Raw genomic sequence first — 17,589 nt, 5'->3', positions numbered from 1 at the left:
ATCGCCTCTTTCTTTTTGCAGGTGAATGCACGCTTCTTCCAGTGTGCGCAACTCCCAGTGTGCGCAACTCCCAGTGTGCGCTACCAGTCCGCCGCATCGGGAACGCCCTGGCTCGTAATCACCTCCAGTCCCGGTTCGGGCAGTACGCGGCGGGCCGGCGGCATCCCCGCGCCCGTGACGGCCCAGTCGTGCAGGTACCCGCGTACCTGGCCGGTGGCGCGGTCCAGCAAAAGCGCCGCGGAACGGTCGCTTTCCTTATCCTGTATCACCACGCCTTCCGGCCCGGAAAGGGTGATCTGATCCAGCCTGCCGGGCCAGTCCGCCCGGAACGGAAGGATGAAGTTGAAGCCGCCGCCCCCTATGTCGCCGAATCCATTCAATCCGAATGAAACATCGAAAAGGACGCTGCCGTTCGTACTCTGTCCCGTGAGCCGGTACGGACCGCTGCCTTGAGGGACGTTCGGTGGCGCTTCGACGGCAAAAGCCGGTTCCAGCACGAGGTCTCCGGATGCGTCTACATGGCCCCAGAGCATCAGCCCCAGTGTGGTGGACGGCGTTACCGCCAGCCTGACGTCTTTGGACTGTCTCCAGCGAAGCGCCTTGTTGAAACTGTAGTAGCCTATCCACTCCGGCTCGCAGTAGCTCATCAGGTCGGGCCGGCTGGGGGATATCAATTCCCGCCTGCTGAAGTCGTAGCCCCACGCGCCGATGGATCCGTCGGATTCCGGATAGTTGGAGTCCGTTCCGGAAGGACCGCCGCACGGCGCGTGCCGCAGAGACAGATTGTGGCCGAATTCGTGCGCGATGACGGGACCTTGCAGCACGGTCACACTCGAATACTCCCTGATGTACCCCAGAAAATAACCGCCTACGTATGCGATTCCAAGGACGCCGTTGTCGCCTCCGCGTCTGAACACACCCATGTAATAGGTGTCCTCCGAGTCTTCCATGTCGCGAATCGATTCCGTCAGCGTAATGAGATCCTCGGCGCGATCACCGGTCGGATCGTACGAAACGAATACCGGGTCGTGCACGTCGTACGTAATGTCGCCCACCGGCAGATAGTCGCGGGTTTCGCGCAGGACTTCGCCGCGTGAGGTGATGGCGTTGATCTCCGTCAGGATGGAACGGTCCGGGTTGTCTTCCCAAAGATAGGGAATCGCCAGGATGTCGAAAGAACGAACTGTCCGGACGTCGACGGAGGTGCGTCCCGTGGCCGGTATGCGACGGGCAATTCCGAGCGCCGCGTCCAGGGTGCTGTCTGGGTCGACCTCGACGACCATTTCCAGGCCCGGCTCGATGACGGAGCCGGGTATCAGCGCATTGGAAGACAGTTCCAGCACGCCCTCCTCGATCTGCTCGGGTATGCTGGCGGATTTGCCCGGTATATCCACCTCGTGCGCGACCGACCCGTTTTGGTAGAAGGTGGCGCGAACCGGCGGGATGCCGACGTCATCGTCGCCGTCTCTTGCCAGAAATACGCGCAACAGGGCCTGGTCGCCTTCGATCAGGGCGACGGGGTCGCCGACCGATTGTACCGACTGCGTGAGGTATGCGTAGGCGTCGGCGCCGACGATCGTCGGTTTTTCCATGACGTCGATGGATACCACACCGGAGCAGTTGTTCTGGTCGTTCGTTTCAGCGGGAAGCGCGTCCACGCAGGCGCCGTAGTAGTAGGTTCCGGCGGCGTCCGGCGCCGCCAGGCTGATGGATTCGTCGCCGGTCCTGCCGCCGTCGAGCCTGGATACGTAGTCCGTTCCCACTTCCGTATCGTCGGAGGATACCGTGGTGTCGTCGGACCGGTAGTAGCGAAGCGTCGTCGAGGAGGTGGCGTCGCCGGCGCCCTGGTTGGTGACCGTCACGCTCAGGGCGAACACTTCCGCGACCTGCGGACTGGCGTTGGATACCGAAGGCAGTCCGACGACCAGGTCGGGACCTACGACCGTCACCATGACCGCGGCGGAGCAGTTGTTCCCGTTATTCGACTCCTCGGACAGCGCGTCCACGCAGGCGCCGTAGTAGTGCGTGCCGAGCGCCGCCGGCGCTCTAAGGGAGATCCATTCATTGCTGGTGGACGATGGTCTGAGCGAAGATACGCGGTCTGTACCCAGTTCCGTGTCGCCGGAAGTAATGGTGTCGTCGGTGGAAAGGTAATAACGCAGGGTCGTGGAAGACCCCCGGCCGTCTCCCTGGTTGCGCACGGTGGCCCGGAAGGTAAATCGCTCATCGGCACTCAGTTGATCTTCGCTTACCGTCGGCGATTCCACGATGAGGTCCGGCGCGAGCACGACGGGGTTCCGCACGGTCACGCGGATCGTCTGCCTCGCGGTCAGGCTGCCGTCGTCCGCCGTAACGGTGATGGTCGCGTTGCCCGCCGACTTGCCTTCCACCGTCACCACGCTGCCCGAAGTGGCCGCCGTGGCGACCGCCGCGTCGGACGTGGCGGCCGAGAACGTCAACCGGTCGCCGTCAGGATCGCTGAAATAAGAGGACACGGTGATTCGGACCGATTCGTCCACCTCCACGTTCTGTGCCGGAATCGTGCCCTGTGCGACGGGCGCCTGGTTGACGGGCTGGCCCACCGTCACCGTCACGGCGACGGAACAGTTGTTCTGACTGTCGGATTCGTCGGACACCGCGTCCACGCAGGCGCCGTAGTAGTACGTGCCCGCGTCTGAAGGCGCGTTCAACGCGATCGATTCGTCGCTGGTCTCGGAAGAGTCCAGGGAGCGCACGCTGTCCGTGCCGACTTCCGTGTCCGCGGCCGAGATCGTGGCGTCCCCGGAGTGGTAGTACCGCAGCGTGGTCGAGGACGAGGCGTCGCCGTCGCCCCGGTTGCGAACCGTCGCGCGGAACGTGAACCGCTCGTCCGGTTCGGGACTACCGTCGCTGACCGACGGCGATTCCACGATGAGATCGGCAAGCGGGACGATGGAACGCCGCACGGTGACGTGAATCGATTGCCCGGCGGTCAGGCTGCCATCGCTGGCCGTGACGGTGATCGTCGCGCTGCCGGCCGACACGCCCCGGATCGTCACCACGCTGCCCGGAATGAAAGCGGTCGCGACTGCGGCGTCAGACGTCAGGGCCTGGTAGGTCAGCGCATCGCCGTCGGGATCCGTGAAATACGAGGACACGTCCACCGTGACCGACTCGCCGCCGTCCACTTCCTGGTCAGGGATCATGCCCCGGGCTACCGGGGGCTGGTTGGCGGTCTGTCCCACGGTCACCGCGACGCCCATGGAACAGTTGTTCCCCGTGCCCGTCTCGTTGGCCAGCGCGTCCACGCATGCCCCGTAATAGTAGGTTCCCGCCGCATCGGGCGCCGTCAGCGAGATCGACTCCTCGGCGGTTGCCGCCGCGTCCAGCCTGCTTACGAAGTCGGTCCCGACTTCGGTATCGTTGGCTGAGATCGCGGCGTCGCTCGAGCGGTAGTAGCGGAGCGTGGTCGAATTGGCCGCGTCGCCGCCGCCCTGGTTGCGCACCGTGGCGCTGAGGTCGAATTGCTCGCCGGGCGCCGGGTTGCGCTCGCTGACGGTCGGGGTATCGACGACCAGGTCGGGGCTGCTGACGGTAATGGTCACCCCGCCCGAACAGTTGTTCCCCGTGTCGGCCTCGCCGGGCAGGGGATCCACACAGGCCCCGTAGTAATAGGTGCCGCCGTCCGAGGGCAGTTCGAGGAACCTGAGCGTCCTTTCCTGCGATCCGGACGCCTCCAGGGGAGATATGGCCCATGTGCCGACCTCCGTATCGGCGGTCGAGATCGCGGCGTCGCCGGACTGGTAGAACCGAAGCGTCGTCCACGCGACGGCGTCGCCGCCGCCCTGGTTGCGCACCGTGGCGCCCAGGGAGAACCTGCCGCCCGCGGTGGAGCTGACGTCGCTGACCGTAGGCCGCTCGACGATGAGGTCCGCCGTTCTCAGGGATATGGTCACCGCGTCCGAGCAGTTGTTCTGCTGGTCGGTTTCCTCAGGCAGGGGATCGACGCAGGCGCCGTAGTAGTAGGTGCCGGCGGTGGACGGCGCATAGAGCAGGGGCAGGGACCATTCCCGGGTCTCGGCCGGGTCGAGGGGCAGTATGGGCCGGGTATCGAGCTCCGTGTCGGCGGTGGAGATCGTCGCGTCTGTGGACAGGAAGAAGCGCACGGTCGTCAAGGATATGGATCCGCCGCCGCCCTGGTTCTTGACCGTCGCGCTCATGGAGAAGCGCTGCCCGGCGCTCAGACTCGTCTCGCTCACCGCGAGGGAATCGACGACCAGGTCGGGTCCTCCGACGGTCAGCTTCAGTGCTGCCGAGCAGTTGTTCTGCTGGTCGGTTTCTTCCGCCAGCGGATCGACGCAGGCGCCGTAGTAATAGGTGCCGGCCGTTGACGGCGCGTACAGGGCGGGCAGGGACCACTCCCGGGTCCCGCCCGGGTCGAGGGTCAGGATCGGCCGGGTGTCGAGTTCCGTATCGGCGGTGGAGATCGTCGCGTCGGCGGACTGGTAGAAGCGCAGCGTCGTCAGGTCGATCGTGGCGCCGGCGCCCTGGTTCCGCACCCTGGCGGTCATGGAGAAGCGTTGGCCCGCACTCGGACTCGATTCGCTCACCGCGAGGGAATCGACGACCAGATCGGGTCCGCCGACGCTCACCGCCACCGCGACCGAGCAGTTGTTCTGCCGGTCGGCTTCTTCCGGCAGGGGGTCGACACAGGCCCCGAAGTAATAGGTACCGGCCGCCGACGGCGCATAGAGGACGGGCAGGGACCACTCCCGGGTCTCGTTCGCGTCGAGCGGGAGGATGGGCCGATCACCGAGTTCCGTGTCAGCGGTGGAGATCGTGGCGTCGGAAGAACGGTAGAACCGCAGCGTTGCCAGATCAAAACCGGGGTAGTCCACGCCCTGGTTCTTGACCGTTGCGGTCATGGAGAAACGCTGTCCGGCGCTCAGGCTCGATTCGCTGACTTCCACCGATTCGATCACGTAATCCGGTGAGGTGGCCTGCTCGGTGGCCTGCCCTGCCTGGCCGGCGACCGTGCCCTGCGGACCGGTGACCGTGCCCTGCGGACCGGTAGCCGTGGCCTGCGGACCGGCTGCCGTGGTCTGCGGACCGGCTGCCGTGGTCTGTGGCCTTGCCGCGGCCTTCGGTGCGGTTGCTTCCTGCCGTGAGGAACTGGTGGGATTGTCTTTCCCACAGGTGAAAAGAGATACGGCCACCAGGCAAAGGATAACCGGGAATCCGAGTTTAGCGGTTCGATACATCAAATGGCCACACCTTCGTGCGACGGCAGGCGTCGCGGCGGTTTAAGGGTTTGTCGATCCGGATTACTCGTCCGGGCAGACAGGTATTGGTATTTCGCTGAGATCCGGTATATCACTCAGCCATTCCAGGAATTCCTCGGATAACGGCACGCAAAGTTGGGTTCCGTTAACGTGCAGGCTTTCCAGGTCGAGATTTGAAAGTGCCAGGGGCAGCGGTCCGGCGAGTTCCGGGTTCGAGGCCACGTTGAGGGCGGTCAGATTGCCGAGCCGGCCCATTTCAGGGGGCAGCGGACCGGATAGCTGATTGGCCGATAGATCAAGGTGGACGAGGGTCTGCAACGTGCCGATTTCGGGCGGGATGGCGCCCGAGAACATGTTATCCCCGAGGTCAAGTGCTTCAAGCGCATCGAGATGCTCGAGTTCACCGGGAATTCCGCCGGATAGTTGGTTTCCGGCAAGATAGAGTGTTTCGAGATTTCGCAGGTGCTCGATTTCCTGAGGCATAGGACCCGTCAGCTGGTTCTCTTCCAGGTTCAACGATTCAAGCAAGATCAACTGGCCGACCGAGGACGGTATGCTTTCCGTCAGGTGATTGCCGCCGAGGTCCAATGCCGTGAGATTGCCGAGCCGCCCGAGTTCAGCCGGGAGCGTGCCCCGAAGACTGTTTGCGTTCAGCTCCAGCCTGATGACCATGCCGTCGGCGTCTGTCGTGACGCCATGCCACTCGTTCATCGGTGCGTTGGACAGCCAGTTCGACCGGTCCGTCCAATCCGGCCCGCCTGTCATTTCGTAGAACGCGACGAGCGCATTCCGATCCGGACTCGAAACCACCGTCGTCACGGCGAAGCTCTGCGTGGCGCTCAGGCCTTCCGGGTCGGTCGCATGGACTGAAATCGTCGTTTTTCCCGGTGATACCGGCCGGATCGTGATCCGCGCTTCCATCGCTCCGACCGTGGCGATCAGTTCGTCGCTCGATACAGCGGTATATACCAGACTGTCGCCTTCGGCATCGAGAAACGCGTCGGACACGTCCAGTTCCTCTGCCGGTCCGCCCTCGACCAGTCTCAGGTCCGCGAGCATACCCACCGCCTGAGGCCGGGTATTCACCCCCGTAACGATGACCGATATGGACTGCGTGGCGCTCAGGCTGTCCGGATCGGTCGCCGTGACCGTCACGGTCGCTTCGCCGGCCGCGACGGGACGGATGGTGACGGTGGCGCCGAACGCTTCCGCCGTGGCTACCTGGTCGTTGCTGGATTCCGCGGAATAGGTCAGTTCGTCGTCGTCCGGGTCCCGGAAGGCGGCGGATACGTCCAACTCCGCGGGAGAACCGTTCTCGACCAGTGCCTGAGGTTCTATTTCATCCACTGGCTCCGGGGCGCGGTTGGGAAGGGGCGCCGATACGGTCACCGTGATCCCGTTCGAGACGCTGCCCGAACGCGCGGTGATGCGGGCCGTTCCGTTACTCACGGCGGTAATCAGGCCTCCGGTACTCACCGTGGCTACGTCGGTGTTGCTCGATGACCAGGCCACTGATGCCCCGGTGATCGGACTGCCGTTCTGATCGTTGACCGCGGCGGTCAGTTGCGCGGTCTGTCCCAGGGCGGTCAGGGTCAGGGAGGCCGGCGTGATCCGGACACTGGTCGGGACGGGTTGTGGCGGAGGAGGCGTCGGCGGCGGTGTAGGCGTGGGAGGTGGTGTCGGCGTAACGGGCGACGTCGGACCGGGTTGCGAAGATCCCCCTCCGCCACACGAAACCAGTGCTGCCGACAGGACCAAAAGCGCGACAACAGATGAGATGAAGCGGGACGTAAGCAAACCGGGAAACTCTCAGAATCGTGTGCGCCGCTACGGATTCATAGGTATAATCTGTTGAATGTACAGTTAATATAATCATTTATTTAGTACATAGTTTCAGGTTTTTAGCATACCGTTCGTTTTTTAGCATGCGAAGTACGGCTCCGTGGTTTTTATTATGGTTGAACTTCCTTAGCGTATAGGTAACCTGCTATAACAACTTTTTGCTTTTTCAACATTGCTGTCTGATACGCAGAGCCTTCCGAATCGCCGGGCTCTCGTGTGATATACCATAGCGGATGCGGCTTAGTTCGAGGCCGGGGTCCTGCAGGCGGTCAGGGCCACGCTTCGCGTTTTAGTCAAACAACAAGGTAAGGATCATGTACAGACCGGGTAACAGACTGCTGGTATGGTTTCTTATCTTCAGCTTCGTTTTTTTCGTGGTGGCGGTGATCGTGGAGGAGTTCGCATTGTTCGATTCCAATGCGGAAGTCCGGCCAGGCGACCCATCGGGAAGCCTGTACGAGCAGGACGCCGCTACGAATGGTCCGGCAGATGTGTCTGCCTCTGGCGCGCGATTCGACGGTCATCCCGCGCTGTCAGGCCGGCCGTTGCGACTGGTGACGACAACATGGTCGCCTTTTGCCGGCGTGCCGGGAAAACCCAGGTTCGCCCTCGACCTGGTCGAAGCGGCCCTGGAGCGCATGGGCATCGGCGTCGATACGGTCGTCATGGACGAAGAAAGGTTGTCGTCCGTGTTGCTGACCGGAGGGTTCGACGGAAGTGCGGCAGTCTGGCAGAATGAAGCGCGGAAAGGCGCGATGATCTACTCCCGGCCGTATCTGGAGAACCGGCTGATCCTCGTGGGGCGGACGGGCAGTGACGTATCCGCTGCCTCCCTGGCCGGCCTCGACGGAACGAAGGTCGCCCTGGTCGCCGGGCTCGCCTACGCAAGTGTGGACGTGACTGAGGGCGGGCCGGAATTCGTCCGCTCGAACAGCGACGAGGGCGGTGTCGCAAGACTCCTGAACGGCGAGGTGGATTACGCGCTGTTGGACGACCTGGTCGTCCAGTACCTCATCTCCAATCACGGAGACGAAGCGCGGACACGTCTGGTGTTTGGCTCGACGCCGCTGCTCGCGCGATCGCTTCACCTCGCCGTACGCCGTTCGCTTCCGGAAGCCGATGCGATCATCACGCGATTTGACGCCGAGGTAAGCGCCATGATAGCCGACCGGACCTATAACGGCCTGCTCGAGCTCGACTGGATCCGGGCGGACGTCGACGGCGACGGTCTCGGCGAGTACGTCCCATACGGCAATCGGACCGGTCCGGACCCGCCTGCGCATTTCTACGAACTCTTTCTGTCGGACAGGCCGGCCATGGGACCCGGTATGACGCGGCGGTATTTTCTGGACGGCAGTATCTACGAAGACTGGTCGGCGGTGCCAGGCCGGTACAAGGCCGTGGACGCCGGCAGGGCCGGGTCCGATCCGCAAGTGGCCGGGTCCGATCCGCGGGTGGCCGGATCATTCAGTTTCACGTGGTAGGGCGCATGGATTGACCGCCCTCGCATCGCACGACTCCGAGGTGACTTATGCAAGGATCTGGCCTGCTCGACCATATCATTATACGGCTCGTGGTTTACTATATCGCCTCGTTTCTGTTTTTCGCGGCCCTGTGGGAACTGCTTCCGGGGGTCTTCCTCGAATTTCAGGTGGCCGAACGGATCGAAGACAGCTCCCTCCCGGCCCTGGATTTCGAACAGTTCGAGGCCGACGCGGGCCTGTCCCAGGTGTTTGTTCCGGTGACCATGTCGTTGCTGTTTTCCTTTCTCTTCGCCCTGCCCGTGGTCTGGGTCTATCGCTGGACGCGGCCCCGCAAGAAATACGACCAGGCCTTTGCCCAGACCCTCCTCGTCGTCCCCATCGCGATCGCCCTCGTCGTGTTTCTCGTGAAGGACAGCATCGCCCTCGCCTTCAGTATCGCGGGTATTGTCGCCGCGGTACGCTTCCGCACGTCGCTGAACGAGACCATGGACGCCATCTATATGTTCATCGTCATCGGCATCGGGCTGGCCGCCGGGATCCAGTACGGTTCGGTGGCGATCCTGGCCTCGGTGGCTTTCAATGCCGTCGTACTCGTCGTCTGGCGCATGAACTGGGGCGCGGAGCCCGCGGTACTGTCCGGGCTCAGACTGGTGCATCCGCCCGGTGGGCACCAGTTGCCTGACGGGAGCGATCCCCAGTCGGACAAAAAAGCGAAACCGTTCACCTCCAGGCTCAGGGTACATACGTCGCGGACCGAAGCAGCGCAGCAGGCCGCCGAAGCGCTGCTGGCGACCCATGCCGCGCGTTGGCAGTTCGCGGGGGTAGTGGAACAGAAAGACGACGCTTCGATCGTCGAGTTCGACGTCCGAATGAAAAAGAAGGCGGACCCGGACGCATTCACCTCGGCGCTTGAGAAAATCACCGAGGGTCATGCCGCAAAGGTGGAGTTGGAGGAGCGGCCGCAACCCTGAGGAGAGGTGGTCTATGAGGGCACCGGGCAATAAGCTTCTGGCGGCGTTTCTGGGCTTGAGCGTGGTCTTCTTTGCGGTGGCTCTGTTGGTGCGGGAGGGCGCGCCGGACGATCCGGACGAGGGCGCATCGATCGATCCGGACCTGGAAGCGCGGCGTGATGGCGCACCAGGCGGTGTTCCTGCGATGCAAGATGATGGCGCCGCTGCGGGGCAGCGCGCGACTATGGATTCAGCGGTGATCGCAAGGGCCGCAGCCACGGTCGCCCTGGCATCCATTGCCGATTCCACCGCGGCGATCTCGGGGGATCCTCTTCTCCTCGGGCGTTACGCTTTCGAAGAGCCGGACCGGCAATTCAGGCTGCCGAGGCGGATGCGGGAAATATCCGGCCTGGCCATGCTCGCGGGGAACCGGCTTCTCGCCCACGATGACGAAAGAGGCACGGTAGTAGAAATCGACTACCGCGATGGTTCGATCGTGAAAGACTTCGAACTCGGTGGTCCGCGCGGCCGGGTCGCCGACGACTTTGAAGGTATCGCCGCCGCTGAGGGCCGCCTGTACCTCGTCACGAGCGCGGGCCGGCTGTACGAGTTCGTTGAAGGCGACGATGGGGCGGCCGTTCCCTACAACCGGTTTGAGACCGGCGTCGGACGAGTGCATGAAATAGAGGGACTTGCGTACGATCCGGACCGGCGCGAGCTGCTGCTCGTCAGCAAGAACCCCAGAACCCCCCGGCAGGGGGACCAGATCGTCATTTACCGCTGGTCGCTTGTTACCAAACGGCTTGTCGAAAACGGGCGCATCCACATAGAGGCCGACGCGTTCGCCCGCCCGATTGATCGCGTGACATTCCAACCCTCGGGCATCGAACGGCATCCGGCATCGGGACACTACTTTGTCGTGGCGGCCCGCCAGCGCGCCGTTGCCGAGATTACCCCCGGGGGATCGGTCCTCGCCGTAATCAGACTGAAGGCCAGCCGGCACCGGCAGGCCGAGGGCATCACTTTCGCAGCCGACAATTCCCTGGTCATAGCGGATGAAGGGGCGGGGAAGCGCGCGACCCTGAGTGTCTACCCCGTTGTAAAGGATCGGTAATTGCAAAGATCAAAATACGCTCGGCCGGAATTCCTGTCGGTGGCCGCACTGCTCCTGGCGCTGGCCGTATTCCTGGCAGGATGCCACGCCGGACGATTGCGGGGTGAAAACTACGACGCGGACGGGGACCCGTTCATCCGGTGGGCCGCCCCAGCGGACACGATCGCCACCGCCGGCCCAGCCGATACGGCCCGGGTCGCCTATCGCGTCATCCTGGCCGGGGACACCGGCGAGCCGGTTCCGGAGGACCCGACTTTAGCCGCAATCGGGCGCTGGGCGGTTCCGCCGGACCGTGCCGCCGTCGTGTTTCTGGGCGACAATTTATACCCGTCGGGACTGGAAGAGGATAACCGCGCCTGGGGCGAGTCCGTGCTGCGCCAGCAACTCGAGGCCACCTCGGCGCTGCGGATCTTCTTACCGGGCAACCACGATTGGGGTTCGTCTCCGCGAGACTGGACGGGAGAGCGCGTCATCGCGCAGCAGGAGTTCGTACTGGCCTGGCCCGCGGGAGACGTGGACTTCCTGCCCCGGGACGGATGTCCGGGTCCCGCCGTCCGCGAACTGCTTCGGCCGGGGGAGCAGATGGAACGGGGGATCGCGGTCGTCGCCATCGATTGGTTGCCGTGGTTCTCCGATGTTGTCGACGCCGACGGATGCACAGAAGGGGATTTTGGCAGGCAGATCGACGAGGCGTTCGCCGCCCTGGAGGAGCATTTCGTGATCGTGGCGAGTCATTATCCGCTGCGGTCCGCCGGAGACCGCGCCGACCTGGGGCGCGGGATGTTCATCGATATCCTGGTCAACCTGTATCATCTCCTGCTGCAGCCACGATCCGAACTCACGCTGCACCACCCGAAATACGTGGACTACGCGGAAAAAGTCGAGATCGCACTCGGAAGACACAGGCCCCTCGTCTACGCCGCGGGACATGACCACAGCCTGCAGCTCTTCGAAGGCGACGAGATTGCCCGGATGCACATCGTGAGCGGGGCGGGCTCCACCGGCAAGGTGACGCGGGTGACCGACCTTCCCGGAACGATCTTCGCCCATGCCGTTCCGGGATTCGTCGTGCTCGACTTCGTCAGCCTCGAGGGAGGAGAAGTCCCCGTCGTGCCCGTCGTGCGCGTCGTGAGAACGGGACAGGAAACGCCCGTGTTCCAGATGCGCATTCCGCTGCGGGACGAGTCGGACGGCAGGTAGGTCCACTGATCCCGGGTGCCGCGTCGGCCCCCAGTCGGCCCCCGGCCCTCCCCTAGAACATGAACCCGAAGTACAGGTACAGCTCGGTCTTGTCCTTGCTGTCCATCATCGCCAGGCTCAGCGTCGCCCGCCGCTCGGTGAAGGAGACCCAGAGCCCGCCGCCCCGGCCGATATGCCAGTTGTCGGCATTACCCGGATCGTCCCCGTAGAATACACGCCCCACGTCGACGGCGCCGAACGCGCCGAGGTCACCGGGAACCAGGAACTTGATCGGGGCCAGCCGGAAACGTATCTCACCGTTGCCGTAGACCGCCGAATCCCCCGCGAAACGGAACTTGCGGAATCCCCGCAGGTTTTCGGAACCGCCAATCGCAGCGGCTTCGTGGAAGGGATACTCCCCGAGGACGGTTTTGCCGCCCACGCGCAGGGCGAGGGTGGGGGAGGCGGGGATGTTCGCCGAGAGGTAGGTGGACGCCTCCCCCGCGACATTGCCGAAGATCGATTCGACGTCCCACAGCGCCGGATAGAGTTCACCGGCCAGCCTGATCCGCACGCCCCGCCGGGCGTGAGCCGGATGGTCGCGGGTGTCGAAGACGACTTCCCCACGCACCCCGGCCTGCCCGAAGGATCCCGTCCCGTACAGCGGCGTTTCGTAGGATGCGATAAACTTCCCTTCGTTCTCGTCTAATGAGGTGTTGGTTATCTTGGCGACGGGGCCGCCCGCCAGGTTCCACTTACCGTGCGCATCACCGGAACCCGTGAATGACAGGGCGGGTGCGAGAAGGAACTGCGCCTGTTCCAGCTCGTAGAACGGCTCGTCCTCCGTGAGATTGTAGTCGTTGCCGAAGCCGTTGAAGCGTACCATGTTGATGCCGGAGTACCCCATCTCCAGCTGTCCGTCCAGGCTCCGAAGCATATGCCGGAACCGGCCGGAATAGATGACGAAGGGTTTAACTCCACCCCGTGAGGCGACGCCGACGTCGATGGCGTATCGCGCGGCATACGGCGCTTTCCGGTAGCCATAACTCAATCGGGCGTACTGAAGCCCGGCGTAGAAGCCGAAGTCGGACTTGTAGTAGACCACCGGGCGAATACCCGATACACGGCCCCAGTCGAGGGTATAGATGTCCTGCGAGATCGCGCTCTCGTTCCTCGGCCGCACGAAACGTCGCTCGTTGACGTGCGCCCGGCCGCCTTCGAAGAGGTTGCTTCCCCGGGCGTCGTAGAACCGTGTCGTCCGGCGTCCCGCCCGGGAGTTGTTCGCGAAGGTGTCGTCGCCCCCGCCCCCGTCCACGTGCACCTTGATCCTCGCCCTGTCTCCGACGACGTTGGTCTGATCGTCCCCGCCGTGCAGGTAGATCCTGACCTCGCTGGTCTCGTTAGGATAGAGCGTGCGGCGGAAGTAGGGCGCGTCCCGGTTCCCGGCCAGGCTGATGCGGATCTCCAGCGCGCCATCGGTCCGGTGATCCAGTTCGAGGTACTCGTCCTCGTCCGTCGCCCGGATCTCGACCTGGTCGCTGATGAACCCGTAGTACCGCGCCGCGAATTCATCGAGCCGGTCCCGGCGCACTTTCAGCGTCCGGGCAAGGAATTCCCCCACCTGCGCGTAGAACGGATCCGGTAGCCGCCGGACGGCTTCGTCGATCACCGGGTCCGGCAATTCGGACTGTACCGCGGCGACCACGGTCTCCCACGCGCTCCATTCCAGTTCGGCCAGCAGCCTCCGGTCCAGTTCCCAGCCCGTGCGGGACAGCCCCTTGTGGTTAGGATATTTCTCCCGGAAGCGGACGAACTTGGGCTCGATACGGCGTACCAGTTTCATGAACTGGCCGTCCAGGTCGATGAAGGCCTTGTCCCGGTCTTCGGGGACCGGCAGCCACGTGTAGCAGTCGCCGACCGGAAATTGCGCCCAGCGCCACTGGCCCCGGTGCCGGTCCGAATCGCCGATCAGGAAATCGATGAGCCGCGCCTTGAGATAGGCCCGGGCGTCCACGCGTTCGCAGGGGGATTCTTCGAGGCCCTCGTACAACCGCTCCGAGCCGCTCACCCGGCGTGAACCGGCGAATCCCGGCTCGTTGCCGGGGGCTTCGGACGGATGTTCCTGCAGGGTGCCGATCAGCCCGGCATATTCCTCGCGAAACGATTCCAGCCTGGGATCGTCGGGGATCACCACGAGCCGGTGCGGCGCATGCAGGACTCCGGTTGCGTCCATCAGGGCGTCCACCACCAGGCCCGCCGCGGGCAGGTGGGCGCTCACGAGGTCCTGGATCACGTCCTCGACGACCGTGTCCTTGAGTTCCTCCAACAACCGCTTGGATGGGTCCTTGTCGATGGAGCGCACCGTGTAGCGGCGGCCGTCCTCGCCCATGAAATGGAGCGAAATGGACTGGCCGGCGCCGCCGGGTCGCATGGGCGACAGCCCGCCGCCCACGGTATCCAGATCAAGGACCGGCAGATCGAGCGGCGTCGTCCAGAGCTGGCGGTAGTCGCTGCCATAGAACCACCGGCCGAAACCGCCCTTCTCGAACCGCCCGCCCGGTACGGCTACGTGCGTCGTGTCGCCCGGCGCAGGGATCGAGCGGAAGATGCGCTGGCCGGCCTGCGCCGCTGCCGTATCGGCGCCCGCAAGGGACAGTGCGGCGACAAGCAGTGCGGTGATCCATCGACGACGACACGGACGGATCGAGTACGCCTCTCGGATCATTGTGTGTCTCCTGTGCAACACAAGAGATAACATGTATGCTTGACCGGGTCAACTTCAAATTGTTAGTTTCAGGTTTACCTTTACAAGTATATAACCACGTTGACGCACAGCAACAGACACCTCTGAACTCTGGAGCGAAACATGACCGGAACGCTACGTCCTGTCGATTCATTCATGTGGTTGGCGAAGACCTTCGCACCGCTGCTACTTTCCGATTCGCCGCGGTTAATTGGCGTTATGCCGCTGCTGCTTGCCGGATTTGTGTTGCTGTCGACCGCGGGCTGCGCGGAACAGGCTCAGGACGCATCGACGGATGCTCAACAAGCCGCGCAGACGCCCACGATGTCCGCGGCGCCGGAGGGGTCGGAACTGCCGGCGACCACAGAAGCTACGGAAATGTCGTCGGAACCGGCTTCACCCTCACCCGAGGCGGTCTATCTCACCTCGGAGACCACGGCGAGCATGAACCTGCCCTTCTCGGACGCCGTGCGTGTAGGGCATTTGCTGTTCCTCTCCGGGCAGATCGGAAACATTCCAGGCACGACGGACCTGGCGCCGGGGGGCATCCAGGGCGAGGCCCGCCAGACCATGGAGAACATCAGGACGGTCCTGGAAGCCAACGGATCCTCCATGGACCGGGTGATCAAGGCCACGGTCATGCTGGCGGACATCGCCGAATGGCCCGCCTTCAACGAGGTGTACGTCACGTACTTCCCAGGCGACAAGCCGGCCCGCAGCGCCTTCGCCGGCAGCGGCCTGGCCTTCGGCGCGCGGTGCGAAGTCGAGGTGATCGCCACGGTGGGAGAATAGGGGATTCGGCTGAAAGGTCGGGGAGTTCTGCCACACCGGCTGTGGTGATCGACAGAGCGATATTTAACTTGGTGATACGAGTGAATCGCCAATGCGCCGACTAATGCCTTATGCACAGCACTGGATACAGGCTGCTGTCTGGCTAAGCCATACACGATCCTATGCCCGGGCTCGGCGAATTGGAACTGCTCGAACTCTTATCAACGTTTTTTAATTTGGCGAAGGAACAAGGAATCTCTTTCAATAACGATCAATAGCCATGGCTAAAGGCAAGTTCTGGCACGACGGATTGCAGTTCTCCTGCCACGGGTGCGGCCACTGCTGCACCTTCCCGGGTGGATTCATCTACGGCAGCGAGAAGGAATTCCGGCGCATCGCCGAGTACCTGGACCTGCCGTTCGAAACCTTCCTGGAAAAGTACACGGAAGAGATCGACGGCTACGTCTCCCTGGTCTCTCCGGATGACGGTCCCTGCGTATTCTACGACCAGGGGTGTTCCATCTATCCGGTGCGGCCGTCCCAGTGCAGCAGCTATCCCTTCTGGCAGGACATCCTGAAGTCGAAACGCCGGTGGGAACGGGAAGCGGAGACGTGTGGGGGCATGAACAAGGGGAAGCGATGGACGCGCAAGGAGATCGAGGCACAGGCGGCAAGCCGGACGGAGAACCTGATGGCCGCGAAGAAACGGTCGTAGGGAGCGTGGACACATGGACGAGGACATCCGGGAAGACAAGCGTGTGAATGAGCCTGATTCGGCGGCAGCGGAAAACGAACTGGACGAGCTGGACGGTCTGGACCGGCTGGACCGGCTGAACCGGCTGGACAGGCGCACCTTCATCAGGGTGAGTGCCCTGGCCGGCGTGGCCGGCGCGGCCGGTGCGGCGGGCGTCGCGGCGTCCGGTTGCAGCGGTGCGGGCGAGATGGATGGATCATCGGGAGGTGGTGGCGCGGGCGGCTCCGGTGGCACGGGTGGCGCGGGCGGCACGGACGAAGCCGGCAGTTCGGGCGGTATGGGCGGCGCTGGAGGTTCCCCGGCGGGCATGGGCGGCGACCCGGAGGCCCTGGCGGCCGATCTGAAGGACAACGTCTACACCCGGCTGCTGGGCGTACGGCCCCACGTCGGCGCCCACGAGCACCTCTCGAGTATGGGCGGCTCGCGCATGCCGGCCGAGGTGATGGAGGCCATGGCCGAGGCCAACCGATACTTCGTGGACATGGCGGAGCTGCACGAAGCGGCGGGACGGCGCATCGCCGAGATCATGGGGGCGGAGGCCGCCCTGGTCTCGTCCGGCGCCTTCGCGGCGATGCTGGTAGGCGCGGCAGGCGTGTTGACCGGGTCCGACGAGGAACGGATGGGGCTCCTGCCCGATCCGACCTGGCCGAAGGTGGAGTGCCTGTTCCAGACGGCCCATCGCTTCTTCTACGACAACGTGTTCGGCTTCGCGGGCATGAAGCTGGTGGAGGCCGGCACCCGCGCGGAATACGAGGCGGCCATCACGGACCGGACGGCGCTGCTCGTCGGCCTGGCCTATATCGAGCACCAGACCCGGGGTGTCCCGCCCTTTCCCGTGCGCCACCGGCAGGAACACGACCCCGAGACCCTCATGCCCCTTGAAATCATCGAGATCGGCCGGCGCAGGGGCGTGCCGGTGATGATCGACCTGGCGTCCAACCTGCCGCCGAAGGAGAACCTGACCAAGTACCTGGAAGCCGGTGCCGACCTGGTCGTGGTCAGCGGCGGCAAGGGGATTCGCGGACCGAACTCGACGGGGATCCTCGCGGGCCGCGCCGACCTGATCGAGGCCGCCCGGATGCAGAACGCGCCGAACAACGGCATCGGACGGGGACTGAAGGTCGGCAAGGAGGAGATCGTCGGCCTGGTCGCCGCGCTGGAACGGTACGTGGCCCTCGACGAGGAGGAGGAGATCGCGGCCTGGAACGCGAAGGCCCGTTGGCTGGCGGACCAGCTGCAGGGCATCGACGGCCTGGTAGCCCGCTACGAGCTCAACACCCACGGATACTGCGACGTGGAACTGGTCTGGGACGAGGTGGTCATCCCCCTGTCCCGGGAAGACGTGGGCCGGCTGTTGCGCGCGGGCGACCCGAAAATCATCTACGACGGTCCGGGTCCGCGCACGCTGCAGCTCGAGGAAGGCGAAGTCCAGCTCGTGGCCCGCAGGCTGCGGGAACTGTTCACCACGGGAACCTGAGGAACTCCGAAAGG

10 protein-coding genes are annotated in these 17,589 nt (G+C 64.0%); 7 read left to right on the top strand and 3 right to left on the bottom strand.

Features of this window, described 5'->3' with window-relative positions; all coding sequences use genetic code 11:
• Positions 1–80: 80 nt before the first annotated feature.
• Entirely contained in the window at positions 81–5,240 is a 5,160-nt protein-coding gene (locus tag F4Y38_01000) for a hypothetical protein (protein MXY47854.1), read from the bottom strand.
• A 63-nt stretch (positions 5,241–5,303) separates the two neighbouring features.
• On the bottom strand, positions 5,304–7,058 hold the full coding sequence (locus F4Y38_00995; protein ID MXY47853.1) for a hypothetical protein: 1,755 nt from the start codon (positions 7,056–7,058) through the stop codon (positions 5,304–5,306).
• Positions 7,059–7,417: 359 nt separating this feature from the next.
• On the opposite strand from F4Y38_00995, the gene F4Y38_00990 reads away from it, so the two are divergent.
• Genes F4Y38_00990 through F4Y38_00975 form a run of 4 tightly spaced genes read left to right on the top strand, consistent with a single transcriptional unit; the run spans position 7,418 to position 11,851 of the window.
• Positions 7,418–8,587, top strand: a complete 1,170-nt coding sequence (locus tag F4Y38_00990) for an amino acid ABC transporter substrate-binding protein (protein ID MXY47852.1) — start codon at positions 7,418–7,420, stop codon at positions 8,585–8,587.
• A 47-nt stretch (positions 8,588–8,634) separates the two neighbouring features.
• On the top strand, positions 8,635–9,558 hold the full coding sequence (locus F4Y38_00985; protein ID MXY47851.1) for a DUF4956 domain-containing protein: 924 nt from the start codon (positions 8,635–8,637) through the stop codon (positions 9,556–9,558).
• Entirely contained in the window at positions 9,518–10,651 is a 1,134-nt protein-coding gene (locus F4Y38_00980) for a hypothetical protein (protein ID MXY47850.1), read from the top strand. The genes F4Y38_00985 and F4Y38_00980 overlap by 41 nt, the downstream gene beginning before the upstream one ends.
• Positions 10,652–11,851 (top strand): hypothetical protein, encoded by a 1,200-nt coding sequence (locus F4Y38_00975; protein ID MXY47849.1) that lies wholly within the window; start codon positions 10,652–10,654, stop codon positions 11,849–11,851.
• A 52-nt stretch (positions 11,852–11,903) separates the two neighbouring features.
• On the opposite strand, the gene F4Y38_00970 is transcribed toward F4Y38_00975, so the two are convergent.
• Entirely contained in the window at positions 11,904–14,588 is a 2,685-nt protein-coding gene (locus tag F4Y38_00970; GenBank protein MXY47848.1) for a BamA/TamA family outer membrane protein, read from the bottom strand.
• Between the two features lie 363 nt (positions 14,589–14,951).
• Between F4Y38_00970 and F4Y38_00965 the strand changes: the two genes are divergently transcribed.
• From F4Y38_00965 to F4Y38_00955, 3 genes are all read left to right on the top strand, one after another.
• A complete protein-coding gene (locus F4Y38_00965) occupies positions 14,952–15,365 on the top strand; it encodes a RidA family protein (GenBank protein ID MXY47847.1) in 414 nt (137 codons plus the stop codon).
• Positions 15,366–15,624: 259 nt separating this feature from the next.
• Positions 15,625–16,059, top strand: coding sequence for a YkgJ family cysteine cluster protein (locus F4Y38_00960; protein MXY47846.1), 435 nt, complete (start codon positions 15,625–15,627; stop codon positions 16,057–16,059).
• Between the two features lie 13 nt (positions 16,060–16,072).
• The gene (locus F4Y38_00955) at positions 16,073–17,575 is read left to right on the top strand and encodes a hypothetical protein (GenBank protein MXY47845.1); all 1,503 of its coding nucleotides are present in this window, start codon (positions 16,073–16,075) and stop codon (positions 17,573–17,575) included.
• The last annotated feature ends 14 nt before the right edge of the window (positions 17,576–17,589 follow it).

It is taken from the genome of Gemmatimonadota bacterium (genome assembly GCA_009838645.1).
GTDB lineage: Bacteria > JAAXHH01 > JAAXHH01 > JAAXHH01 > JAAXHH01 > JAAXHH01.
This window is presented reverse-complemented; position numbering and strand designations above follow the sequence as displayed.

Bases quoted from the DNA above. Each gene is read 5' to 3' on its own strand.
- F4Y38_00960 (MXY47846.1), top strand. From the start codon at position 15,625: ATGGCTAAAGGCAAGTTCTGGCACGACGGATTGCAGTTCTCCTGCCAC.
- F4Y38_00970 (MXY47848.1), bottom strand. From the start codon at position 14,588: ATGTTATCTCTTGTGTTGCACAGGAGACACACAATGATCCGAGAGGCG.
- F4Y38_00955 (MXY47845.1), top strand. From the start codon at position 16,073: ATGGACGAGGACATCCGGGAAGACAAGCGTGTGAATGAGCCTGATTCG.
- F4Y38_00965 (MXY47847.1), top strand. From the start codon at position 14,952: ATGTCGTCGGAACCGGCTTCACCCTCACCCGAGGCGGTCTATCTCACC.
- F4Y38_00990 (MXY47852.1), top strand. From the start codon at position 7,418: ATGTACAGACCGGGTAACAGACTGCTGGTATGGTTTCTTATCTTCAGC.
- F4Y38_00980 (MXY47850.1), top strand. From the start codon at position 9,518: ATGCCGCAAAGGTGGAGTTGGAGGAGCGGCCGCAACCCTGAGGAGAGG.
- F4Y38_01000 (MXY47854.1), bottom strand. From the start codon at position 5,240: ATGTATCGAACCGCTAAACTCGGATTCCCGGTTATCCTTTGCCTGGTG.
- F4Y38_00985 (MXY47851.1), top strand. From the start codon at position 8,635: ATGCAAGGATCTGGCCTGCTCGACCATATCATTATACGGCTCGTGGTT.